Origin of the sequence: Marivita sp., assembly GCF_051859345.1 — a bacterium.
Lineage (GTDB): Bacteria > Pseudomonadota > Alphaproteobacteria > Rhodobacterales > Rhodobacteraceae > Marivita.
Genome location: NZ_JBHYFV010000003.1, coordinates 32,031 through 53,654 on the forward strand (window position 1 = coordinate 32,031; position 21,624 = coordinate 53,654).

The window sequence follows — 21,624 nt, forward strand, 5'->3', positions numbered from 1 at the left end:
CCCGATCACATCAGGGAAGCCATTTCTGAACAAAACCGACAACTTTCTTCACAAGGTCACTCTCAAACAGTCGTGGAGAGAAATACGATCCCGCAGCGCGTTTGTTAAGCTCTCCAATCGTTGGGTAAGGTGCAACCATGTTTGCAATCTGGCTCATCTTCATCTTGTTGGCGATGACCAACGCCCAGAGGTTGATCAATTCGCCTGCCTGCTCTCCGGCAATCGACGCACCCACCGGACGCCCCTTGACCACCATCACCTTGATCAGACCCCGCGTCTTGCGTTCGGCAATGGCACGATCATTGTGACTGAAGGGAAAGCGCACAACTTCGAGTTTGGTTCCATACTCTTTCCTGGCCTGGGCCTCGGTCAGACCCACCTGCGCCAGTTCCGGCTGTGTATAGGTCGCCCACGGAATATGCCGTGTCGTCGTCTTGGACGGCAACCCGAACAGCATGGACCGGATGATCACACCGGCATGGTATCCGGCCACATGGGTGAACTGAAGCCCACCAGCCACGTCACCGATGGCGTATACCTTCTTGTTTGTGGTGCGCAGGGTGTCATCGACCTTGATCCCGGTCCGTGTGGTCTTGATCCCGGCCTTGTCCAGATCAAGACCATCGGTGTTGGCCTTGCGCCCGACCGCGACAAGGATATGCGTGCCGGTGAAGACACGGCCATCCTCGGTCTCGACCTCGATCGCGCCCGCTTTGCCGCGCACTTCTTTCGCGTTCGATCCTTCGGCAATCTCAAGCCCTTCCTCGCGCAGGCTGTCCAGCACGATTTCGGCCATTTCCGGATCGTCCTTGCCCAGCGCCTGTGCCCCTTCGATCACCGTAACCCTGGACCCAAGCCGCAGATGCGCCTGCGCCATTTCCATTCCGATGGGCCCGCCACCGATGACAAGCAGATGCTCGGGTTGTTCCCGCACGTCCCACAGCGTTTCGTTCGTGATGTAGGGCAGTTGGTCCAATCCTGGGATCGGCGGCACAAAGGGGGATGACCCGGTCGCGATGACAACACGCCGCGCCTCGATCCGGTGCGCTCCGGCCTCAACCACCGTCGGGGACACAAAACGCCCGAATTCCCGAATCACCCGAACCCCCAGCCCTTCGAACCGTTCCTGGCTGTCCATCGGTTCGATCTGGCTGATGACATCCGCCACATGATCCTTCGCCGCTGCGTAATCCACCTGCGGCGTGACAGGTGCGATTCCATAGCGATCCGCGTGAGACATGGCATACGCGGCTTTGGCAGACGCAATCAGCGCCTTGGACGGAACACACCCGTAGTTGAGGCAATCGCCGCCCATCTTGTGCGCTTCCAGCAGAACCACGCTGGCCCCCATCTGCACCGCACCCGCAGCCACGGACAGGCCACCAGAGCCCGCACCAATGACAAGAACGTCCGTCTTGATCGCTTCCATGCTCACAGACCCTTCTTGCCGCGCACGGCCTTCAGCACGATGGGAAGGGCGGCCAGCACACACAGACCCAGGATCGGCAACAGGATTTGCGGCTCGAAGATGATCCCGAGGTTCGGCGTCTCACCACGGGCAAACACCTCGCCCAGACCCGCTCCAACCGACGTATACACAACCCCGCCCGGAATGATCCCAAGCAAGGTTGAGACAAAAAACCGGTACAGCGGAACGCCAACCAGCGCGGGCACGATGTTCGCCACGAAAAACGGCACCGCCGGCACGAGCCGGATCAGGAACAGCATCGACCACTGGTTCTCGTCGATCCCGTCCTTGATCTTGCGCACCGTGCCTTCGCCCGCCTCCATCTTTGCGGCCAGCTTGTCACCCAACCCGTAGCGCGCCGCGAGGAAGATCACCGTCGCCCCCAAGGTCGCCGCCAAGACGTTGAACACCGCTCCGGGAAAAACCCCGAACAGAAAACCACCCGTGAGCGTGGCGATCGTGGCCCCCGGCAGCGAAAACCCGACAATCGCCACATAGGCCAGCATGAACACACCCGCCGTCAGCACATAATTGGCATCCCGAAACGCCGTCAGGGCCTCGCGGTTGGCCGCCAATGTCTCAAAGCTCAGGTAATCGCGCAGGGTGAAGGCGCCAATCAAGGCCACGGCGCCAATCGCAATCAACGGCGCATACCGTTTCCAGGCCGGAATGTCTCGGGTGTCTGTCATATCTGTCATGTCATACAGCCCGGGTGGGCCGCCTCTTTAAGTGTTGCGTGTCGGTTGCCCAAAACATGCCCCCTGACGCGTCGCAGCAACACCCGCCTCACGCCCGCTTGATCGCCGTCCCCATTTGCGTGAGAAATCGTGCGCTTTACGCCTTGGACTGAAACAATCCCTCTGTCTGCAAAAGCAATTTGTTGCAGTCTGTGTCAGCCAGACACGCCGCCGTGTGGCTTTGTTTCAGACGCGCCCCCTCTGGCTCCGCTCCCTCGCCAGCCGCTTCTCTGGTTCAAAAATATCCTGGGGGAGTCGCTCATAGCGCAACGGGGGCAGCGCCCCCAAACCACATTCCCGTTCAGAGCACGGAAAACCTGCAAAAACCGGCACCACAGTGTTTGACAACGCAAACCCACCTGCCTATAGCACGGGCTTCGAATAACCCCGGCGGACGAATCCGCGCCCCCGGATCGACAAGACGGAGTAGGACGCGATGAAACGCACCTTTCAACCCTCGAACCTCGTGCGCAAGCGGCGCCATGGCTTTCGCTCGCGCATGGCAACCAAAGCCGGCCGCAAGATCCTGAACGCGCGCCGCGCCCGTGGCCGCAAGTCGCTGAGCGCGTAAGCGTCCCGCGACCAGACAGGCAGACTGACATGACACCGCCGGAGGCCTCCTTGGACACAAGGGGAACCACGCCTCCGGCGGTGTTGTCATGTCCACCCGTCACGGTGCTGCGCCACCGCCCCGATTTCCTGCGCGCCGCCCGGGCGCTTCGGCGGGGGACCGACGGCATGCTGGTGCAGGCCCGGGATCGCAATGATGGCGATCCGACGATTCGCGTCGGCTACACATGCTCCAAGAAGATCGGCAACGCCGTCGCCCGCAACCGGGCCAAGCGCCGTCTGCGCGCCGTCGTCGCCGAGGCGCTTTTGCCCGGCGCACAACCCGGCTGGGATTATGTGCTGATCGGCCGCCCCGGCGTCACCATCGACAGGCCTTTTGCCGACCTGACGGGCGATCTGGCCTACGCCCTGCGCAAGCTGCACGCCGCGACATGACTCCTCTCGCCTGGACCCTCGCCCTGCCGGTCAAAGCCTACCGCCTGATCTTCAGCCCGTGGGTCGGCCACAATTGCCGCTATCATCCCACCTGTTCGGCCTATGCCCTGGAAGCCTTGCAAAAACACGGCGGCCTCAAGGGTGGCTGGCTTGCCGTGCGCCGCATTGCCCGCTGTCATCCATGGGGCGGCACGGGCATCGACAACGTCCCCTAGGCCGGTATCAGGCCCGCTGCGGGGGCTCCCCCCCGCACCCACTGCAAGCGCTCAAGCCAACAACTCTGCCTGAACAGCGTCATCCCATCCAAGGTAGAACCGGTTCTGATCCCGAATGACCGGACGCGCCATCACCTTGGGCTGTGCCTCAATCTGTGCCTCGGCGTCCGAATTCTTCAACCAGGTGCTCAGCGCCCGATAGTCATTTGTCGTCCGATCCACCAGGCGGTCGCCAAACTCCACAATCAGCTCCGACAATTCCACCTCACTCAAAGGTTCTGCGCGCACGTCGCGAAAAGTGATGTCACGTCCCTGTCCTTCCAACGCCTTGCGCGCCTTCTGGCACGCGGCGCAGGTACTCAATCCGTAAATCACCATGACATACCCTCTTTGTGGCGCGGTTCAGACACCCGTCCGACTCCCGCAAATCCCAGGTTCCGCTGCAACAGGCCCAACCGAACGCAACACCATCAGGTCTTGTCGCGCGCGGCCTTCTCTTCCTTGGTCAGCGTGTTGTTCCAGACATTCTTGCTCAGACCCAACGCACTTGGCAAAGGCTTGGTCTTGCCGACACTGACAGTGCCACCCTTGTTCAGGTACTCCTGAATAAGCGCCTCGTCGGTGGTTTCCTTGGGGATGTGTTTCATACCTGCCTGCTTAACGGCTTGGGAACCTGCGTGTCACGCACCAACTTCTGGCCAGAGCGGTAGACCGCCCGGCCGATCACCGGAAAAGCCACGACTTTCTGGCACACAGCGTCACACCCCAAGGCAATATCGCATGATCGCCTTCTGCGCATGAAGCCGGTTCTCGGCCTCGTCAAAAATCACCGATTGCGGACCATCCATCACGTCCGACGTCACCTCTTCACCACGATGCGCCGGCAGGCAGTGCATGAACAGGGCGTCCGGTTTCGCCTGCGCCATCAGTTCCTCGTTGACCTGATAGGCCCGCAACATGTTGTGCCGACGTTCCTTGGCCGACTGGGCATCATGCATCGAAACCCAGGTATCCGCCACGATCAGGTCAGCGCCCTCAACCGCCCTTGCCGGATCGCGTTCGATCGACACAGACACGCCAGCATTCCGCGCCAGCCCGACAAACTCCATCTCCGGATCAAGCTGCACCGGCCCGGTGAAGGTGAAGTCGAACCCAAACTGTCCCGCCGCATGCAGAAACGAAGAACACACGTTGTTCCCGTCCCCACACCAGACAACCTTCTTGCCCTTGATCGGCCCGCGATGCTCTTCATAGGTCATCACATCGGCCATGATCTGACAGGGATGCGTCCGATCCGTCAAACCGTTGATCACCGGCACGGTTGCGTATTCGGCCATTTCCTCCAGAACGCTCTCGTCAAACGTCCGGATCATGATCAGGTCGACATACCGGCTCAGAACCCGCGCAGTGTCGGCAATGGTTTCGCCGTGCCCCAGTTGCATGTCGGATCCGGAAAGCACCATCGTCTCTCCCCCCATCTGACGCACTCCGACATCGAACGACACCCGCGTCCGCGTCGACGGCTTTTCAAAGATCAGCGCAACCATGTGTCCCGCCAAGGGCAGGTCATCATCCGGCGCACCCTTGGGGCGTCCGCCACGCGCACCCTTCATCGTGATCGCCTGATCGATCACCTGCCGCAGATCGCCCGCGTCGGTTTTATGAATATCGAGAAAATGTTTCATATCCTGGCCCTCAGCCCATCGCCTCGCGGACCGCGTCCGCTGCGAAATCAAGCCGGTTCACGGCTTCTGAAATCTCGTCTTCCGAAATGTTGAGCGGTGGCAGCAAACGCACCACGTTATCCGCCGCAGGCACCGTGATCACACCACATTCGTACCCCGCCTTGACCACGTCGATCGGGGCTACCTTGCACTTGAGACCGATCATCAAACCAGAGCCCCGGACCGCTTCAAACACATCCGGATGCGCCGCGATCAACCCTTCCAGCTTTTGCCGCAGGAACCCGGCGCGTGCATTGACCGTCTCAAGGAAATCAGGCGTCGCCACGATATCCATCAAGGCACAGCCGACTGCACACCCCAGAGGGTTGCCGCCATAGGTCGATCCATGTGTGCCCGCCGTCATGCCCGATGCGGCCGCCTCCGTGGCCAGCACGGCCCCAAGTGGGAAACCGCCGCCGATCCCCTTCGCCACCATCATGATGTCCGGCGTCACACCGGCCCATTCATGCGCAAACAACTTGCCCGTGCGACCCACGCCGCATTGCACCTCGTCAAGGATCAAAAGGATCCCCTTTTCGTCACAAAGCGCGCGCAACCCCTTGAGACAGGCATCGGGAAGCGGACGAATACCACCTTCCCCCTGCACCGGCTCGATCAGGATCGCCCCGACGCTGTCGTCGATGGCCGCATGCAGCGCGTCGTGATCCCCCCAGCCCACATGTTTGAATCCCTCCAGGATCGGCCCGAACCCCTTGGTCATCTTCTCGGACCCCGCGGCTGCGATCCCGGCCGAGGACCGACCATGGAACGATCCCTCGAAAGCGATGATCGTCGTCTTCTCGGGCTGGCCCGCCTCGTACCAATACTTGCGCGCCATCTTCACCGCGAGCTCGCAGGACTCGGTCCCCGAATTGGTAAAGAACACCGTGTCCGCAAAACTCGCCGCGACCAACTTGTCCGCCAACGCCTGTTGTTGCGGGATCTCGTAAAGGTTCGACACATGCCATAGCTTCTGCGCCTGATCTGTCAGCGCCGTCACCAGGGCAGGATGCGCATGGCCCAGCGCGTTCACTGCAATGCCCGAACCCAGGTCCAGAAAGCGTCGCCCGTCCTCTTCGATCAGCCAGGTGCCTTCGCCCTTCACGAAATGAAGCGGCGCACGGGAATAGGTCGGCAGGACAGAGGGGATCATGGGAAACCTCGTTTAAGAAGCTCAAGCCGTGCCAAGCGGCGCGAGCCAAGTCAACGGAAAGGATGGTAAATTCAGACAAAAGGTGACGGATCGCCCACAATCAGGGGCGGCAGGGCAAGATCAAATGTCTCGTCGGATATCGGTCAGGTTTGTCATGGGACATGGCTGTACTTTGAAACATGGCCGGAAAGCAATCCCAGATCTTCTTCTTTTTCCAAATATTGCCGGGGTTTGGGGCAGAGCCCCAAGCAGATTTTTCCAAAAATCTGCGCCCCCGCGATGCGCCTGGCGCAGCGCAATTCCTGTCAGCCTTGAAACGGATCATCAGGATACCCGACCCCCATCAGGAACAATCCCTTCGGTGGACAGACCGGTCCACAGGCCGCACGGTCCCGCGCCTCAAGGGCCCGGCGCACCTCCTCGGGCTCCCAGGCCCCCGCACCGACCCGCTCCAGAGTCCCGACAAAGCTGCGCACCTGGTTGTGCAGAAAGGACCGCGCGCGCAGGCGGAACTGAAACTCGGCGCCCCAATCGGTCCCGATCCGCGAAATCTCAAGCCCATCCAGCGTCTTCACCGGCGACGCGGCCTGGCACATTGTCGACCGGAACGTGGTGAAATCATGCAGCCCGATCAGGTGCCGCGCCGCCTCCTGCATCGGTTCCAGGTCCAGATCGTGTTTGACGTGCCAGACCTGCCCACCTTCAAGCGTCAGCGGCGCGCGACGCGACACCAGTCGAAAAAGATAGCGCCGCTCCATCGCGGAAAACCGCGCGTGCCAATCCTCTGAAACCAGCGCCGCATCCACAATCGCCACGGGCAGCGGTTTCAGATGATGATTGAGCGCCTCGGACAACCGGAACGGCGACCAGTCCTTGACCAGATCGCAATGACAGACCTGCCCACGCGCATGGACCCCTGCATCGGTGCGCCCGGCGGCGGCAATGGTGTGCTCTCCCGGCTCCAGCTTCGCCAACGCGGCCTCGATCGCACCCTGCACCGACGGCTGATCTGCCTGCCTTTGCCAACCGGCAAACGGCGTACCATCATATTCGACTTTCAGGGCAAATCTTGGCATGCGCCTCGCTTATCCTGACGCTTTGCGCCAAACAATCCCCTCTGACGCGCACTGGTATGTCGCGGCCTGCGCCTCTATCTCTTGCACCTGAGCAAAGAAACGAGGCCCCGACTTGGTCATTTCCGCCATCGCCGACACCCTGACCCGCGGCATCGAGAATGTCACAGACACCGTGTCCGGGACATTTTTCGAACCCGTGATCCGTCTTGGCGTGACCGGGTTGGCGCGGTCGGGAAAGACCGTGTTCATCACGTCGCTGGTGGCCAACCTGATGGATCGCGGGCGCATGCCGGGGCTTCTGGCACAGGGCGAAGGGCGCATCCTGTCCGCCTATCTGCAACCGCAGCCCGACGACACGCTGCCGCGCTTCGATTACGAATCCCATCTGGGCGACCTGACCGCGCGGGATCCGCACTGGCCTGACAGCACCCGCACGATCAGCGAACTGCGATTGTCGCTCAAGGTTCGGCCTTCCGGCCTTTTGTCCGGGCTTCAGGGACCACGGACCATACATCTCGACATCGTGGATTATCCCGGTGAGTGGTTGCTTGATCTTGGGTTGCTCGAAAAAACCTATGCCCAATGGTCTGAAGAAACCCTTAAGCGGATCGAAAACCGCGACACCGCGCAGGCATATCTGACTCTGGCGCGCGCCGAAGACGCAACCGCACCGCTGGATGAACCGCGCGCGCAGAAACTCGCGGCCAGTTTCACCGCCTACCTGACCGCCGCGCGGCAGGCCGGGTTTTCCGACTGCACGCCGGGGCGGTTCCTGCTCCCCGGTGATCTCGCCGGCAGCCCGGTCCTGACCTTTGCGCCGCTGCCACCTCACGCAAGTCCGCCCCGCAAATCGCTTGCCCGCGAGATGGAGCGCCGGTTCGAGGCGTATAAATCCCAGGTCGTCAAACCTTTCTTCCGCGATCATTTCGCCAAGATCGACCGTCAACTGGTGTTGGTCGATGCGCTTGGCGCGATCCATGCAGGCCCGCAGGCAGTCGAGGACATGCGACAGGCGATGGCCGACATCCTGAGCGCCTTTCGCCCCGGCCAGAATGCCTTTCTGAGTCAATTGCTTCTGGGAAAACGGGTCGAGAAAATCCTTTTCGCCGCCACCAAGGCCGACCATCTGCACCACACGCAACACGCGCGCCTGACCGCGATCATGGAGGCGCTGACCCGCGATGCCCGCGACCGCGCACAATTCGCCGGTGCCAAGACCAGCGCCATGTCCATCGCGTCCTTGCGCGCCACGGTCGAGGAAATGCGCCCGCATCAGGGCCGAGAACTTGCCTGCGTTCGCGGCACTCTTCTGGACAGCGGCAAACAGGCCGCATTCTACCCCGGCGAACTGCCGCAGGATCCCACGCATCTCCTTGGTCCGGCGCGCGACGGGGCCGAAACTTGGCTGGATCAGGACTATAAGATCATGCGCTTTGCCCCAGCAAAACTCAGCCTGAAACCCGGCGAAGGCCCGCCGCATATCCGGCTGGATCGCGCGGCGCAGTTCCTGATCGGGGATCGGCTGTGACCCTGCTGCGCCCGGCCACCCCGCTGGACGCCGGCCGTGTCGGGGCGATCCTGTCGGCATGGATCGACGAAACCCCGTGGATGCCCCGCGTCCATACCCGAGCCGAGGATATCGCCCATGCCGACATGATGGTCGCGCGGGGCTGGGTCACTGTTTCCGAAAACGAAACAATCACCGGATTTCTGGCCCGCAACGCAGACGACATCCACGCGCTCTACATCGCGCCGACGGCACGCGGCCAGGGGATCGGATCACAACTGCTGGGCGATGCGATGCTTCACGAAGACAAACTGACACTCTGGACGTTTCAGGCCAACACCCGCGCGCAGACCTTCTACAAACGTCACGGGTTCAGCGAAGTCGACCGCTCCGACGGCGCCGCCAATGACGAAGGCCTGCCCGACATCCGCTACCAATGGCAAAGGACGCCGACATGACCAAAGCCAAAGGCCCGGTCCTTTTCGATCTGGACGAAGACGCCCCGGCCCCAACCCCGGCAGACGCACCGCCGGTGCCCGACACGGTGGAACCCGCGTTGCAGGGACAGGCCATGACCACCGCCGCCGCTCTTGCTGCGCGCCCGGTGTCGCGGTTGGCACGCTGGTTCTGGTCGCTTCTGGTGCTCCTGATCACGACGGTCGCCTCGGTTGCCGCGTGGAATTTCGTCACCGATCTGGTCACCCAGAATGTCTATCTCGGCTATGCCGTCGCCGGGCTTTTTGCGCTGTTCCTCTTGGTGGTGCTGCTGATCGTGATCAAGGAACTGTCCGCTTTCGCCCGCCTTGGGCGCATCGACAAGATCCAGCACGCCTCCGAAGCGGCCTTGGTCAGCGAAGATCTGACCGCTGCGCGCGCCGTCGTCAAAGACCTGACCGCGCTTTATGCGTCGCGCGACGACACCCGCTGGGGCCGCGAAAGGCTCAAGGACCGAGAGGCCGACATGTTCGACGCCTCCGCCCTGATCGCGCTGGCGGATCACGAACTGCTTGGCCCGCTCGACGCCGCGGCACGGCGCGAGGTCGAGGCCGCCGCGCGGCAGGTCGCCACTGTCACCGCCCTTGTGCCACTGGCGCTGGCCGATGTCGTGGCGGCGCTTGGCTCAAACATCCGCATGATCCGTCGCATCGCCGAGATCTATGGCGGGCGGTCCGGCACGTTGGGAAGTTGGCGTCTGACCCGCGCGGTCCTGTCTCACCTTGTCGCAACCGGGGCCGTGGCTGTGGGCGACGACATGCTGGAACCGATCCTTGGCGGCAGCCTCCTTGGCAAGCTCTCGCGTCGCTTCGGCGAAGGCCTCGTGAACGGAGCGCTGACCGCCCGCGTCGGTGTCGCCGCGATCGAGGTTTGCCGCCCGCTGCCCTTTGCCAAGGGCAAACGCCCGTCCGTGCGCTCCATCGTCAAGACATCGCTCAGCGGTCTGGTCACTCAAAAGGGCCGTTAAACCCGTCTTTGATCCAGCGCATGGCGCCCCTTGCGGCACTCCCGGAAACTGCACCCCATGGACAAACACCCAGGCGACCACGGTCACACCCAATCAGAGATCGAGGCACGGATCGCTGCGCCGGACGGGCGTGGCTATCTGCGCGACATCATCTACGGCAGCATTGACGGATCGGTCACGACCTTTGCCATCGTGGCAGGCGTCGCAGGTGCGGGCCTGTCGACCTGGGTGATCATCGCGCTGGGAATCGCCAACGTTCTGGCCGACGGGTTTTCGATGGCGGCAGGCAATTATTCCGGCACCAAAGCCGAGCTCGACGATGCCCGCCGCCTTCGCGAGATCGAGGAACGCCACATCCGCAAATACCCCGAAGGCGAACGCAACGAACTGCGCGAAATCCTGCGCCGCAAGGGATTGTCCGGCGACGCCCTGGAAAGCGCGGTGGACCAGATTTCGCAAAACCGCGAGCAATGGGTCCAACTCATGCTCGAAGGCGAATACGGGCTGGCCTCGGTCGATCCGCACCCGCTCAAGGCGGCGTGGGCCACATTCGCCGCGTTTCTTTCTGCAGGCATGATCCCGTTGTTGCCGTTCCTGCTCGGCCTGGACGACGCGTTCCGCATCTCGACCATCCTGACGCTTGCCACCTTCTTCGCCATCGGGGCCTTCAAATCCAGATGGTCGCTCGCCCCGTGGTGGAAATCCGGCCTCGAGACCCTGATCATCGGGGGCACTGCGGCTGCCATCGCGTATTTCGTAGGAACGCTTTTCGACATCTGAGCCGCGTCACGCGCCACCGAATGTGACGCTTGGCAAAGCGGTGTGCCAAAAACATGACCCCACCCAAGAAAGGCGGGGCCATAAGCCGGTGTACAGACGAAAATATTCGGGCGTAACACACCCGGCGTCGGGATCATTCGCCCTGCGCGGGGGCTGCCGGTGTGGTCGACGGGTCAACGCCGCCTGCCGTGCCATCGCTCGGAATCGATTGCGTTGTGCCGCTTTCCAAGCCCGGTGCGACGGCATCGGGGTCACCCCCGGATGGCAGCAGCACGATCAGTGCAATAAACCCCAGGATCACAATAGCGGCGATCAACAAACCCTTGCCCGAACTGCGGCTTGTCGTAACATCCATCGGATGATGCGGACCCCGTGCCATTCCACCTCCCGCTTTGCGGGCGGCGGCTTCCTGGCGACGACTGTGGTCAGTGGACTCGTAGTGCATGACATTTCCTTTCCAGGTTGCTTTGGCGCGTCAAACCAACGGCCATCTACGCCTCATATTAGGACAATGACGCGTGGCACGATCTGGTTCATCACTTGAATGAACAGAGGCAATTTCCGGCTGTAACCAGCCTGAATCATCAAGGCGCATCGGCAGGTTCCGGTCTTTCTTCCCTTGAGTTTCATGACTGGCGGGAACCTGCCCGAGACTTGACGCCCGACGGGCGGTTTTCGGCTTCCTTTGGTGCCACTGGACGTATGGCTTATGCAGCCCTATAAGCCCCCGCATGACGCAAAGCTTCGCGATCATTCTTCGAATTACATGCCCGGCGCTCTGACGATACGAGCCGCCGGGACAAGGCGTATGGACATCCGCGCCGATCCTCTCACAACTCTCTGATCCGAATTTCGAGGACGCCCCAAATGTGCGCCGAAACACCCGACTACAAAGACACTCTGAATCTGCCGAAAACCGATTTTCCGATGCGCGCGGGACTGCCCAAGCGCGAACCCGAATGGCTTGAGAAATGGGCCAGGATCGGGATCTATGACCGGCTTCGCGACAAGGCCGAGGGCCGCAAACCCTTCACGCTCCACGATGGCCCTCCCTATGCCAACGGCCATCTGCATATCGGTCACGCGCTCAACAAGATCCTCAAGGACATGGTCGTCCGCTCGCAGCAGATGATGGGCCGCGACGCGCGGTATATCCCCGGATGGGACTGCCACGGCCTGCCCATCGAATGGAAGATCGAGGAAAAGTACCGCGCCAAGGGGCTCGACAAGGACAAGGTCGACGTTGTCGAATTCCGCCAGGAATGCCGCGAATTCGCTGAAGGCTGGATCGACATCCAGCGCGACGAGTTCAAACGCCTTGGCATCACCGGCACATGGGACAAGCCCTACCTGACGATGGACTACCGCGCCGAGCGGATCATCGCGGAGGAGTTCCAGAAATTCCTGATGACCGGGACGCTGTACCAGGGGTCCAAGCCGGTGATGTGGTCGCCGGTGGAAAAGACCGCCCTGGCCGAGGCCGAGGTCGAGTATCACGACAAGGAAAGCTTTACCGTCTGGGTCAAGTTCCGCGTGGCGAGCTTTGATCTGCCGGACGTGGACCTGTCCGACGAAGAAGCCACCGACGAAGACCGCGAAGCCGTCATGGCGGCCGTGGCCGAGGCACATGCGGACCTGACCGGCGCCTATGTCGTGATCTGGACCACGACGCCGTGGACCATCCCGTCGAACAAGGCGGTCGTCTATGGTGACGATTTCGATTACGGCCTTTACGAAGTCATCGACACGCCCGAGGAAAGCTGGGTCAAGACCGGCGAGCGCTACATCCTCGCCGACAAGCTGGCTGCGCAGACCTTTACCCGTGCGCGGCTGGACGACAGCCAGTGGCGGCGCGTCCGCAGCGTGTCGCAGGCACAATTGGACGGCATGACGCTGACCCACCCGCTGCACGGCGCGGACGGTGCCAACGGCGAATGGGACCAGCCCCGCGATTTCCGCGCCGCCGATTTCGTCACCGACGAGGAAGGCACCGGTTTCGTGCATTGCGCCCCCAGCCACGGGATGGAGGAATACGAGCTTTACCGCGATCTGGGCATGCTCGAACAGGTCATCACCTATAACGTGCTGGATGACGGGTCATTCCGCCAAGATCTGCCTTTCTTCGGTGGCACGAAAATCCTCAAGCCCAACGGCAAGGAGGGCGATGCCAATACCGCGATCATCAACAAGCTGGTCGAGGTTGGCGGGCTGATGGCGCGCGGCAAGATCAAGCACAGCTATCCGCATTCCTGGCGATCCAAGGCGCCGGTGATCTACCGCAACACGCCGCAATGGTTCGCCGCCATCGACCGCGCCGTGGGCGACGGGCAGGACACCTATGGCAAGACGATCCGCGAACGGGCGCTGACCTCGATCGACCAGTTGGTCAAATGGACGCCGCAGACCGGGCGCAACCGCCTGTATTCGATGATCGAAGCCCGCCCTGACTGGGTGCTGTCGCGCCAGCGTGCCTGGGGTGTGCCGTTGACGTGTTTCGTCAGGAAAGGCGCATTGCCGACGGATGACGATTACTTGTTGCGCGACGAAACGGTCAACAAGCGCGTGCTGGAGGCGTTCGAAGCCGAAGGCGCGGATGCGTGGTACAAGCCCGGCGCGAAAGAGCGGTTCCTGGGCAACGACTACGATCCCAGCGAGTGGGAGCAGGTGTTCGACATTCTCGACGTCTGGTTCGACTCCGGCTCCACCCACGCCTTCGTGCTGCGCGACCGCGACGACGGGTCCGAGGACGGTCTGGCCGATCTCTATCTCGAAGGCACCGACCAGCACCGGGGCTGGTTCCATTCCTCGATGCTGCAAGCCTGCGGCACGATGGGCCGCGCGCCGTATCGCGGCGTGCTGACCCACGGGTTCACGCTCGACGAGAAGGGCAACAAGATGTCCAAATCGCTGGGCAACACCGTGGCCCCCGAGGACGTGACCAAACAATACGGCGCGGACATCCTGCGCCTCTGGGTGGCTCAGGCGGATTACACCGCCGACCTGCGGATCGGGCCGGAGATCCTCAAGGGGGTGGCCGATGGCTACCGCCGGTTGCGCAACACGATGCGGTTCCTCTTGGGTGCGCTGTCGCATTTCGAGGAATCGGACCGGGTTGACGTGTCCGACATGCCTGAACTGGAGCGTTACATTCTGCACCGTGTGGCTGAACTCGACGAAGTTGTGCGCAATGGCTACGACGCCTATGACTTCCAAGGCGTGTTCCAGCAATTGTTCAACTTCTGCACCGTGGAATTGAGTGCGTTCTATTTCGACGTGCGCAAGGACGTGTTGTACTGCGATGGCGACACCCAGCGCCGCCGCGCTGCGCGGACTGTCATGGACATCCTGTTCCACCGCCTGACCACTTGGCTGGCCCCGGTTCTGGTGTTCACGATGGAAGATGTGTGGCTTGACCGTTTCCCCGGCGAGGACAGCTCGATCCACCTTCAGGACATCCCCGAGACACCTGCCGACTGGCGCGACGCGGCGCTTGCTGCGAAATGGGTCAAGGTGCGCCGCGCGCGCAGGGCCGTTACTGCCGCGCTCGAAGTGCAGCGGACGGACAAGGTGATTGGTGCCTCGCTCGAAGCGGCTCCGGTGGTGCATATCGACGATGCCGAGATGCTGGCCGCCCTGAAGTCTGTGAATTTCGATGACCTGTGCATCACCTCGGACATCGTCCTGACGGGCGATCCGGCCCCGGCCGAGGCGTTCCGGTTGCCCGAGATTGATGGTGTCGGCGTGGTCTTCGAAAAGGCCGAGGGCGAGAAATGCCAGTGCTGCTGGAAAATCCTGCCCGATGTCGGCACCCACCAGCATCCGGGCACCTGCCAGCGGTGCAATGACGCCCTCGGATAACGCTATCGCGGATGTCCTTCTGGACCTCGCGCATCAGCGCGGGGTCGGGAAAACCTTCTGCCCCTCCGAGGCTGCGCGGCGGCTGGTGGATGACTGGCGGCCGCTGATGCCCGAGGTGCGCCGGGTGGCGGCAACGCTGGACCTAATGACAACACAGAAAGGCACCCCGGTTGATCCTGTGACTGCCAAAGGCCCGATCCGGTTGGGACTGCCGGGATGAGCCGGTTCGAGCAGTCGGTGACATCACCGCTGGGGCCGCTGACCCTGATCGCGGATGCGGTGGGGATCACGGCGCTCGAATGGCGCGATGGACGGCGGGACGGGACAGCCGTTCTGGAACAGGCCGCAACACAGCTCGACGACTATTTCGCAGGGAAACGGCAGGAGTTCACGGTGCCGATCCGGCTGACCTGTTCGGACTTTCAGCGTGCGGTCTGCGCGGCCATGTCTGCGATCCCGTTTGGCGAAACCCGAACCTATGGCGATCTGGCCGAGCAGCTTGGAGTGCCTGCGCAGGCCATCGGACAGGCGTGTGGGGGCAATCCGCTACCGATCCTGATTCCCTGCCATCGGGTGCTGGGAGCAAATGGGTTGGGCGGCTATTCGGGGGAAGGCGGGATCGAGACCAAGGTCTGGCTGCTGCGGCATGAAGGGGCGGCGGGGTTGTTGATTTGAGGGCGGTGCGTGCAAGCACGCAGCTTACGAAAATGTTTCGCGCGCGAAACATTGGGTCCGATGCGGACCTAACTTTGCAAACCCGGTTAAGGGCGGGTTAAACTTTGCAAACCGTTAAGAAATACTGAATCCGCGAGCAACACGAGGCATCGTCTTTACGCAGCGGCGCTTGTGCCTAAGCACGGATGTGCTACTCGGAACGACCTTTGGCAAACCGGACAGGCGCAGAGTGACATGCTTCGCATCGGAATAAATTGAAGCGCGGCATGACAGAACAAAACCGTGCCATCCTTCTCATGATCGCCGCGATCTTCTGCTTTTCGATCATGGACGCGACGGTCAAGGCCTTGGCCCCGAACGTTGGGGTGCTGCCCGCCTTGTGGGCGCGATATGCCGGGCAGATGCTCTTGGTGTTTGTACTGGTGCTGCCGAGGCTCAAAACCGTGGTGCGCACGAAATACCCTGTCTTCCAGTTCCTGCGTTCCATTCTGCTGATGAGCGCCACGGCCTGTTTCTTTACTGGCCTGAGTTTGATTCCGCTCTCAGATGCCGCCGCATTGATGTCCACGAATCCCATGCTCATAACTCTGGGTGCCGCGATGTTTCTTGGCGAAAAACTTGGGATCCGTCGGATTGCCGGCATCGTTGCCGCCATGATCGGCGCTTTGATCATCATTCGGCCCGGCAGCGATGTTTTCAGTGTCGCCGCGTTGTTCCCTCTGGGTGCCGCCGTCTGCTATTCGGCCTATGCCCTGCTCACCCGCCGCGTGGGTGCGGACGAGGATGTCTGGACATCGCTGTTTTACACAGGATTTGTGGGCACTGTGTTGCTGAGCCTTCTCGTGCCGTTTCAATGGCAATCACCAAGTGCAACGGATGTTGGACTCATGGTGATCGTGGCTGTCGCAGGCACCACAGGTCAACTTGCGCTGATACGGGCGTTTTCCCAGGGCGAAGCCGCGATGCTGGCTCCGTATTCCTATACCGGGCTTGCGTTTGCGGCCTTTTGGGGCGTGATCTTTTTCGCCGAGGTTCCGGACTTCTGGACGGTCGTCGGCAGTCTGGTGATTGCTTCAGCAGGCCTTTATGTCTGGCATCGGGAAACCCGCCTCAAGACAGGGTGACTCAACGCCTTTCCCCAGAACAGTGGTCCAGCGCGGGACAAGATCGCGAAGCAGATCTCAATCCCGGCGCGGGTCACGGGGATAGGTGCCGAGGATGTCGAGCATGTCGGTGAAATAATCCAGTTCCTCAAGGGCGCGGTCAACCGCAGGGTCGTCTGGGTGGCCTTCGATGTCCGCGTAGAACTGCGTCGCGGTGAAAGAGCCGTCGACCATGTATGATTCGAGCTTGGTCATGTTGACGCCATTCGTCGCGAATCCGCCCATCGCCTTGTAAAGCGCGGCAGGAATGTTGCGGACCTGGAAAACGAAGGTGGTCATCATGCCGTGATCACCGCGGCGCGTTTCGTCACCCTGCCGGGCCATCAACAGGAAACGGGTGGTGTTGCTGTCGGTGTCTTCGATGTGACGGGCCAGCACATCGAGGCCGTAGATTTCGCCCGCCAGTTCGCTGGCCAACGCGGCGGCGTGTTTTTCGCCCCGTTCGGCAATCTCGCGGGCGGCGCGGGCGTTGTCGGCGTTCACCCGGCCCCGGATGCCGTGCTGCGTCAGAAATGTCGCGCATTGCGGCAACAAGACCACATGCGAATGCGCCTCGGTCACGTCTTTCAGTTCTGCGCCGGGGACGGCGAGCAGGTTGATGTGGACGCGCACGAAGGCTTCGTCGATGATCTTTAGCCCGCTTTTCGGCAACAGGCGGTGGATGTCAGCGACCCGGCCATAGATCGTATTCTCGACCGGCAGCATCGCCAGATCGGCTTTCCCGGTCTGTACGGCGGCGATCACATCTTCGAAGGTGCGACAGGGCAAGGCGTCCATATCGGGGCGGGCGTCGCGGCAGGCCTCGTGTGAATAGGCTCCGAGTTCTCCCTGAAATGCGATGGCGTTGGTCATGCGGACTCCGACACTTCTGGCCCACCGGGCGTTTGGTCGCGGCTTCTACACCTTGCCTTGCACAAGGGGAAGCAATAGATAGCCGCGCGACACAGATGAAAAACTATCGGACGGGTAGGCACACAATGTTGGATACAATGACCTTCACCAAGATCGTCGGCAGCTTTTGTGGCGCGCTTCTGATCTTCCTTCTGGGCAAGTGGGCCGCAGAGACACTTTATCATGTGGGCGGTGCCCATGGGGAAGAGGTCGCGGTCTATGTGATCGAGACCGGCGAAGAGGACGCACCGGAAGAAGTGGTTGCTGAAGTCGACTTCGACACGATGATCGAAACCGCAAGCGCCGATGCGGGTGAGCGGGTATTTGGCAAGTGCCGCGCCTGTCACAAGCTGGAAGCGGGTGAAAACGCGGCGGGACCGTACCTTTATAACGTGGTCGGCCGCGATGTTGGCGCCGCTCAGGGGTTCAACTATTCCGGTGCCCTGTCAGAGGTGGCGGATGTCTGGACACCCGAGAACCTGTACCACTTCCTTGAGAATCCGCGTGGCTACGCGCCGGGAACATCCATGGGTTTTGCCGGTCTGAACAAATCCGAGGACCGTCAGAACGTGATTGCCTACCTCGCGACATTCGCTGATTGATCCTTCGGTCAGACGCAGACATTCAAAGCCGCTGCCCGGTCGGGCGGCGGTTTTTTCTTTTTCACAATTTCGTTTTTGGCTCGGCATTTGCCGCAGGCTCACGCATTCTCGTCTTGAATGTGGGCGAATTCGTTCTTTACCTTACATGGTAGTGCTAAGACCTGCGACATGAGCAACGGAGACCTGAAGATGCCCAATAGACCCGGCTGGCCATTCACCCCTGACATTGACCGTCGTCAAACGCTGAAGCTGTTGGGAGGGAGTGCTGTCGCGGCCACGGCAGGGGCATCAGGATCACTGGCCTTCGCCCAGAGCGACGGTTCCGACAGCGAGATCATTCGGTCGCACGGCTATTCGTATTTCGGCGATCTGAAATATCCCGCAGGGTTCGAGCATTTCAACTATGTAAATCCCAACGCGCCCAAGGGTGGAGAGATCACGCTGAGCGCGCGCGGCACGTTTGATGGCTTCAACCGGTGGGCGTGGCGCGGCAATCCGCAGACCAATTCGGATGTGGTCGGCGAGTCGCTGTTGGCCGGCGATACCTTCGGGACTGCGGTTCCGGCGGATTCCCTGACGGACCAGTACGGCCTTATTGCACGCGAGATTGAATACCCGACGTCGAAGGAATGGTGCGTGTTCCATCTGCGCGATGACGTGGTGTTCCGCAACGGTGCGCCTTTGCGCGCGCAGGATGCCGCGTTTACCTTCAACCTGTTCATCGAACAGGGCATCCGGTCTTTTTCACGGTCGGTCAGCGAACGGATCGAGAGTGTCGAGGTCATCGACGACCTGACGCTGCGCTACAAGTTCGTCGATGGAATCTCGCGTCGGTCGTTGATCAGCCAGGTCGGTGGCATGATCGTGTTGTCCGAGGAGTGGTACAAGGAAACCGGCGAACGGCTGGACGAACCGTCGGTTCTGTCGCCGATGGGGTCCGGTCCGTATCAGGTCGCGGATTACGAGTTCAACCGGTACGTTGTTTACGAACGGAACCCGAATTACTGGGGATGGGATCACCCGGTGAACGTGGGGCGGCACAATTTCGACCGTATCCGGATCGAGTATTTCGCGGATGCCACCGCCGAGTTCGAGGGCTTCAAGGCCGGGGAATACACGTTCCGGTCCGAAGGGTCGAGCAAACGCTGGGCAACCGGATATGACTTCCCGGCGCTTGATGATGGTCATGTCGTCAAGGAGACACTTCCCGATCAGACGGCACCGTTGAATTCGGGCGTGATCTTCAACACGTTGCGCGCGCCGGTCGACAACCGGAATGTGCGTCACGCGCTGTCATTGGCGTTCAACTTTGAATGGACACGCGAGTCGCTGGAATTCGACCTGACGACACAGCGCAATTCCTTTGCCGAAGGTCAGGAGTGGGAGGCCAAAGGCGCACCCGAGGGTGCAGAGCTGGCGTTCCTGCAATCGTTGGGCGATGTCGTTCCATCCGATATGTTGAGCGAACCGGTTGTGATGCCGCACAGTTCGGACAAGGATTCGACCGTGGATCGGCGCAACAAGCGGACCGGGCTGCGCATCCTTGCGGACGAAGGCTGGACCGTGGACGATCAGGGCCGCATGGTCGACGCAAACGGCGATCAGATGACGCTGGATTTCCTTGTGCTTTCCACCTGGGACGACACACGGCAGGCCACGATCGAGACATATGTGAACACGCTTCGTGACTGGGGTATCCAGGTGAATGCGAACGCCGTGGATTCGGCGCAGGGCCAGCAGCGGTTTCTCGACAAGGATTACGACATGATCCAGACGTCGATGCAGACCTTCTCGACTGTCGGCACGGGGTTGAAGCAATTGTTCGGGTCCGAAACCGCCGAGGTGTCATCGTGGAACCCTTCGGCGCTGCGCAGTCCGGTGGTGGATGCGATCATCGAAGCCGCCCTGAACGCGGAATCGCGCGAAGAAGAGATCACGGCGCTGACGGCGCTTGACCGGGCGCTTCGCCATGAACGGGTCATCGCCCATGCCGGATACGTTCCGGAATACTGGATTGCGTATTACGACATGTTCGAGCGCCCGGAAGACCTGCCGACACTGGGATTGGGTATTCTCGATTTCTGGTGGTTCAACGAAGAGAAATACGAGGCCCTCAAGGCCGCTGGCGCGCTGAGGTAATCGACTTTTGGGAGCCTATATACTTCGACGCCTGTTGCTGATCATTCCGACCCTGTTCGGGATCATGATCATCAACTTTGCTTTGACCCAGTTCGTGCCCGGTGGCCCGATCGAACAGACGCTTGCCCGGTTCCAGGGGGAAGGCGACGTGTTCGCCGGGTTCTCGGGGGATGGTGGCGGCAACCAGAATGTCGAGGAAACATTCGGGTCAGACAGCGACTACATCGGCGCGCGGGGACTGCCGAAAGAATTCATCGAAACGCTGGAGATCGAGTTCGGCTTTGCGCGGATCGTGTGTGAGGACGGCTACACCGGGGAACCGGACCTTGAGGATCCTGCCTGCACCAAGGAAAGCATCGGTGGTGTCGAACGCTTTGGCATCATGATGTGGAACTACCTGCGGCTTGATTTCGGAGAGAGCTATTTCCGGTCTATCGGCGTGATGGAGCTGGTTCTGGAAAAGATGCCCGTGTCGATTTCGCTGGGCCTGTGGTCCACGGTGATTGCCTATCTCGTGTCGATCCCCCTAGGCATTCGCAAGGCGGTCAAGGATGGCACGTCTTTTGACACCTGGACATCCGCCGGGATCATCGTGGCCTATGCCATTCCGGGATTCCTGTTTGCGATCCTGTTGCTGGTACTGTTTGCTGGCGGATCGTATTACCAGATTTTCCCGTTGCGCGGGCTGACCTCGGACAATTTCGAGGATCTGTCGCTGCTGGGCAAGGTGGCGGACTATTTCTGGCACATCGCCCTTCCGGTAATTGCCTCGACCATTTCGGCCTTTGCGACGCTGACGCTTTTGACGAAGAACAGTTTTCTGGACGAGATCAAGAAGCAGTATGTCATCACCGCGCGGGCCAAGGGGCTGGCCGAACGGCAGGTGCTTTATGGTCATGTGTTCCGCAACGCGATGCTGATCGTGATCGCGGGGTTTCCAGCCGTGTTCATCGGGGTGTTCTTTTCCGGCTCGCTCATCATCGAAACCATCTTTTCGCTCGACGGGTTGGGACGACTTGGATTCGAAGCAGCGGTGGCGCGGGATTATCCGGTGATTTTCGGCACGCTGTTCGTGTTTGGCCTGATCGGGTTGCTGGTCGGTATCCTGTCGGATCTGATGTATGTGCTGGTTGACCCACGCATCGACTTTGAAAAGCGGGAGGGCTGAC

General features: G+C 61.1%; 23 protein-coding genes. 14 read left to right on the plus strand and 9 right to left on the minus strand.

Features of this window, described 5'->3' with window-relative positions:
* Positions 1 to 10 precede the first annotated feature (10 nt).
* Positions 11 to 1,429, minus strand: a complete 1,419-nt coding sequence (locus ACTIEN_RS02960; RefSeq protein ID WP_439521620.1) for a dihydrolipoyl dehydrogenase family protein — start codon at positions 1,427 to 1,429, stop codon at positions 11 to 13.
* A gap of 2 nt (positions 1,430 to 1,431) precedes the next feature.
* Positions 1,432 to 2,166, minus strand: a complete 735-nt coding sequence (locus ACTIEN_RS02965) for a TVP38/TMEM64 family protein (RefSeq protein ID WP_439521621.1) — start codon at positions 2,164 to 2,166, stop codon at positions 1,432 to 1,434.
* Positions 2,167 to 2,641: 475 nt separating this feature from the next.
* Here ACTIEN_RS02965 and rpmH point away from each other — a divergent pair, with 475 nt between their 5' ends.
* From rpmH to yidD, 3 genes are read left to right on the plus strand one after another with little or no spacing between them, the layout of a single operon-like run.
* Entirely contained in the window at positions 2,642 to 2,776 is a 135-nt protein-coding gene (gene rpmH, locus ACTIEN_RS02970) for a 50S ribosomal protein L34 (RefSeq protein ID WP_072775959.1), read from the plus strand.
* Positions 2,777 to 2,805: 29 nt separating this feature from the next.
* Positions 2,806 to 3,210 carry a ribonuclease P protein component gene (gene rnpA, locus ACTIEN_RS02975; protein ID WP_439521622.1) on the plus strand — a complete coding sequence of 135 codons (405 nt, stop codon included), beginning with the start codon at positions 2,806 to 2,808 and terminating at the stop codon, positions 3,208 to 3,210.
* Positions 3,207 to 3,425: a membrane protein insertion efficiency factor YidD gene (yidD, locus tag ACTIEN_RS02980; protein ID WP_439521623.1), complete on the plus strand. Its 219-nt coding sequence runs from the start codon at positions 3,207 to 3,209 to the stop codon at positions 3,423 to 3,425. Before rnpA ends, yidD begins: the two co-directional genes overlap by 4 nt.
* A 51-nt stretch (positions 3,426 to 3,476) precedes the next feature.
* Here yidD and ACTIEN_RS02985 read toward each other — a convergent pair whose 3' ends face one another.
* From ACTIEN_RS02985 to truA, 5 genes are all read right to left on the minus strand, one after another.
* Complete coding sequence (locus tag ACTIEN_RS02985) at positions 3,477 to 3,803, minus strand: arsenate reductase family protein (RefSeq protein WP_439521624.1); 327 nt, start codon at positions 3,801 to 3,803, stop codon at positions 3,477 to 3,479.
* A 92-nt stretch (positions 3,804 to 3,895) separates the two neighbouring features.
* The gene (locus ACTIEN_RS02990) at positions 3,896 to 4,072 is read right to left on the minus strand and encodes a hypothetical protein (RefSeq protein ID WP_439521625.1); all 177 of its coding nucleotides are present in this window, start codon (positions 4,070 to 4,072) and stop codon (positions 3,896 to 3,898) included.
* Between the two features lie 111 nt (positions 4,073 to 4,183).
* The gene (gene argF / locus ACTIEN_RS02995) at positions 4,184 to 5,110 is read right to left on the minus strand and encodes an ornithine carbamoyltransferase (RefSeq protein WP_439521626.1); all 927 of its coding nucleotides are present in this window, start codon (positions 5,108 to 5,110) and stop codon (positions 4,184 to 4,186) included.
* 10 nt (positions 5,111 to 5,120) lie between these two features.
* Positions 5,121 to 6,302 (minus strand): aspartate aminotransferase family protein, encoded by a 1,182-nt coding sequence (locus ACTIEN_RS03000; protein ID WP_439521627.1) that lies wholly within the window; start codon positions 6,300 to 6,302, stop codon positions 5,121 to 5,123.
* A gap of 305 nt (positions 6,303 to 6,607) precedes the next feature.
* Positions 6,608 to 7,378 (minus strand): tRNA pseudouridine(38-40) synthase TruA, encoded by a 771-nt coding sequence (gene truA, locus ACTIEN_RS03005; RefSeq protein ID WP_439521628.1) that lies wholly within the window; start codon positions 7,376 to 7,378, stop codon positions 6,608 to 6,610.
* Between the two features lie 112 nt (positions 7,379 to 7,490).
* Between truA and ACTIEN_RS03010 the strand changes: the two genes are divergently transcribed.
* The 4 genes from ACTIEN_RS03010 to ACTIEN_RS03025 are packed head-to-tail and all read left to right on the plus strand — an operon-like array spanning position 7,491 to position 11,127.
* Positions 7,491 to 8,906 (plus strand): YcjX family protein, encoded by a 1,416-nt coding sequence (locus ACTIEN_RS03010; RefSeq protein ID WP_439521629.1) that lies wholly within the window; start codon positions 7,491 to 7,493, stop codon positions 8,904 to 8,906.
* Positions 8,903 to 9,343 (plus strand): GNAT family N-acetyltransferase, encoded by a 441-nt coding sequence (locus tag ACTIEN_RS03015; protein WP_439521630.1) that lies wholly within the window; start codon positions 8,903 to 8,905, stop codon positions 9,341 to 9,343. The genes ACTIEN_RS03010 and ACTIEN_RS03015 overlap by 4 nt, the downstream gene beginning before the upstream one ends.
* Positions 9,340 to 10,347, plus strand: a complete 1,008-nt coding sequence (locus ACTIEN_RS03020) for a YcjF family protein (RefSeq protein ID WP_439521631.1) — start codon at positions 9,340 to 9,342, stop codon at positions 10,345 to 10,347. Before ACTIEN_RS03015 ends, ACTIEN_RS03020 begins: the two co-directional genes overlap by 4 nt.
* Before the next feature lie 57 nt (positions 10,348 to 10,404).
* A complete protein-coding gene (locus tag ACTIEN_RS03025; RefSeq protein WP_439521632.1) occupies positions 10,405 to 11,127 on the plus strand; it encodes a VIT1/CCC1 transporter family protein in 723 nt (240 codons plus the stop codon).
* A gap of 133 nt (positions 11,128 to 11,260) precedes the next feature.
* On the opposite strand, the gene ACTIEN_RS03030 is transcribed toward ACTIEN_RS03025, so the two are convergent.
* Positions 11,261 to 11,572 (minus strand): hypothetical protein, encoded by a 312-nt coding sequence (locus tag ACTIEN_RS03030; protein ID WP_439521633.1) that lies wholly within the window; start codon positions 11,570 to 11,572, stop codon positions 11,261 to 11,263.
* A 422-nt stretch (positions 11,573 to 11,994) separates the two neighbouring features.
* On the opposite strand from ACTIEN_RS03030, the gene ileS reads away from it, so the two are divergent.
* The 4 genes from ileS (at position 11,995) to ACTIEN_RS03050 (ending at position 16,784) form a co-directional block, all read left to right on the plus strand.
* Positions 11,995 to 14,985 (plus strand): isoleucine--tRNA ligase, encoded by a 2,991-nt coding sequence (gene ileS / locus ACTIEN_RS03035; protein ID WP_439521634.1) that lies wholly within the window; start codon positions 11,995 to 11,997, stop codon positions 14,983 to 14,985.
* Positions 14,969 to 15,205 (plus strand): DUF3253 domain-containing protein, encoded by a 237-nt coding sequence (locus ACTIEN_RS03040; RefSeq protein WP_439521635.1) that lies wholly within the window; start codon positions 14,969 to 14,971, stop codon positions 15,203 to 15,205. The genes ileS and ACTIEN_RS03040 overlap by 17 nt, the downstream gene beginning before the upstream one ends.
* Positions 15,202 to 15,660: a methylated-DNA--[protein]-cysteine S-methyltransferase gene (locus ACTIEN_RS03045; RefSeq protein WP_439521636.1), complete on the plus strand. Its 459-nt coding sequence runs from the start codon at positions 15,202 to 15,204 to the stop codon at positions 15,658 to 15,660. Before ACTIEN_RS03040 ends, ACTIEN_RS03045 begins: the two co-directional genes overlap by 4 nt.
* A 266-nt stretch (positions 15,661 to 15,926) precedes the next feature.
* Positions 15,927 to 16,784 (plus strand): DMT family transporter, encoded by an 858-nt coding sequence (locus ACTIEN_RS03050; protein WP_439521637.1) that lies wholly within the window; start codon positions 15,927 to 15,929, stop codon positions 16,782 to 16,784.
* Between the two features lie 57 nt (positions 16,785 to 16,841).
* Here the strand turns inward: ACTIEN_RS03050 and ACTIEN_RS03055 are convergent, their stop codons facing one another.
* Complete coding sequence (locus tag ACTIEN_RS03055; RefSeq protein WP_439521638.1) at positions 16,842 to 17,675, minus strand: prephenate dehydratase; 834 nt, start codon at positions 17,673 to 17,675, stop codon at positions 16,842 to 16,844.
* A 125-nt stretch (positions 17,676 to 17,800) separates the two neighbouring features.
* Here ACTIEN_RS03055 and ACTIEN_RS03060 point away from each other — a divergent pair, with 125 nt between their 5' ends.
* From ACTIEN_RS03060 to ACTIEN_RS03070, 3 genes are all read left to right on the plus strand, one after another.
* Positions 17,801 to 18,316 carry a c-type cytochrome gene (locus ACTIEN_RS03060; RefSeq protein WP_439521639.1) on the plus strand — a complete coding sequence of 172 codons (516 nt, stop codon included), beginning with the start codon at positions 17,801 to 17,803 and terminating at the stop codon, positions 18,314 to 18,316.
* A 168-nt stretch (positions 18,317 to 18,484) separates the two neighbouring features.
* Complete coding sequence (locus tag ACTIEN_RS03065; protein WP_439521640.1) at positions 18,485 to 20,455, plus strand: extracellular solute-binding protein; 1,971 nt, start codon at positions 18,485 to 18,487, stop codon at positions 20,453 to 20,455.
* Between the two features lie 7 nt (positions 20,456 to 20,462).
* Positions 20,463 to 21,623, plus strand: a complete 1,161-nt coding sequence (locus ACTIEN_RS03070; RefSeq protein WP_439521641.1) for a microcin C ABC transporter permease YejB — start codon at positions 20,463 to 20,465, stop codon at positions 21,621 to 21,623.
* Position 21,624 lies beyond the last annotated feature (1 nt).

What these genes read in the sequence shown, in the direction of transcription:
- yidD (WP_439521623.1), top strand. Translation starts at nt 3,207, where the DNA reads ATGACTCCTCTCGCCTGGACCCTCGCCCTGCCGGTCAAAGCCTACCGC.
- ACTIEN_RS03030 (WP_439521633.1), bottom strand. Translation starts at nt 11,572, where the DNA reads ATGCACTACGAGTCCACTGACCACAGTCGTCGCCAGGAAGCCGCCGCC.
- ACTIEN_RS02990 (WP_439521625.1), bottom strand. Translation starts at nt 4,072, where the DNA reads ATGAAACACATCCCCAAGGAAACCACCGACGAGGCGCTTATTCAGGAG.
- ACTIEN_RS02985 (WP_439521624.1), bottom strand. Translation starts at nt 3,803, where the DNA reads ATGGTGATTTACGGATTGAGTACCTGCGCCGCGTGCCAGAAGGCGCGC.
- ACTIEN_RS03065 (WP_439521640.1), top strand. Translation starts at nt 18,485, where the DNA reads ATGAGCAACGGAGACCTGAAGATGCCCAATAGACCCGGCTGGCCATTC.
- ileS (WP_439521634.1), top strand. Translation starts at nt 11,995, where the DNA reads ATGTGCGCCGAAACACCCGACTACAAAGACACTCTGAATCTGCCGAAA.
- rnpA (WP_439521622.1), top strand. Translation starts at nt 2,806, where the DNA reads ATGACACCGCCGGAGGCCTCCTTGGACACAAGGGGAACCACGCCTCCG.
- argF (WP_439521626.1), bottom strand. Translation starts at nt 5,110, where the DNA reads ATGAAACATTTTCTCGATATTCATAAAACCGACGCGGGCGATCTGCGG.
- ACTIEN_RS03050 (WP_439521637.1), top strand. Translation starts at nt 15,927, where the DNA reads ATGACAGAACAAAACCGTGCCATCCTTCTCATGATCGCCGCGATCTTC.
- rpmH (WP_072775959.1), top strand. Translation starts at nt 2,642, where the DNA reads ATGAAACGCACCTTTCAACCCTCGAACCTCGTGCGCAAGCGGCGCCAT.
- ACTIEN_RS02960 (WP_439521620.1), bottom strand. Translation starts at nt 1,429, where the DNA reads ATGGAAGCGATCAAGACGGACGTTCTTGTCATTGGTGCGGGCTCTGGT.
- ACTIEN_RS03020 (WP_439521631.1), top strand. Translation starts at nt 9,340, where the DNA reads ATGACCAAAGCCAAAGGCCCGGTCCTTTTCGATCTGGACGAAGACGCC.
- ACTIEN_RS03055 (WP_439521638.1), bottom strand. Translation starts at nt 17,675, where the DNA reads ATGACCAACGCCATCGCATTTCAGGGAGAACTCGGAGCCTATTCACAC.
- ACTIEN_RS03060 (WP_439521639.1), top strand. Translation starts at nt 17,801, where the DNA reads ATGTTGGATACAATGACCTTCACCAAGATCGTCGGCAGCTTTTGTGGC.
- truA (WP_439521628.1), bottom strand. Translation starts at nt 7,378, where the DNA reads ATGCCAAGATTTGCCCTGAAAGTCGAATATGATGGTACGCCGTTTGCC.
- ACTIEN_RS02965 (WP_439521621.1), bottom strand. Translation starts at nt 2,166, where the DNA reads ATGACAGATATGACAGACACCCGAGACATTCCGGCCTGGAAACGGTAT.
- ACTIEN_RS03040 (WP_439521635.1), top strand. Translation starts at nt 14,969, where the DNA reads ATGACGCCCTCGGATAACGCTATCGCGGATGTCCTTCTGGACCTCGCG.
- ACTIEN_RS03025 (WP_439521632.1), top strand. Translation starts at nt 10,405, where the DNA reads ATGGACAAACACCCAGGCGACCACGGTCACACCCAATCAGAGATCGAG.
- ACTIEN_RS03045 (WP_439521636.1), top strand. Translation starts at nt 15,202, where the DNA reads ATGAGCCGGTTCGAGCAGTCGGTGACATCACCGCTGGGGCCGCTGACC.
- ACTIEN_RS03000 (WP_439521627.1), bottom strand. Translation starts at nt 6,302, where the DNA reads ATGATCCCCTCTGTCCTGCCGACCTATTCCCGTGCGCCGCTTCATTTC.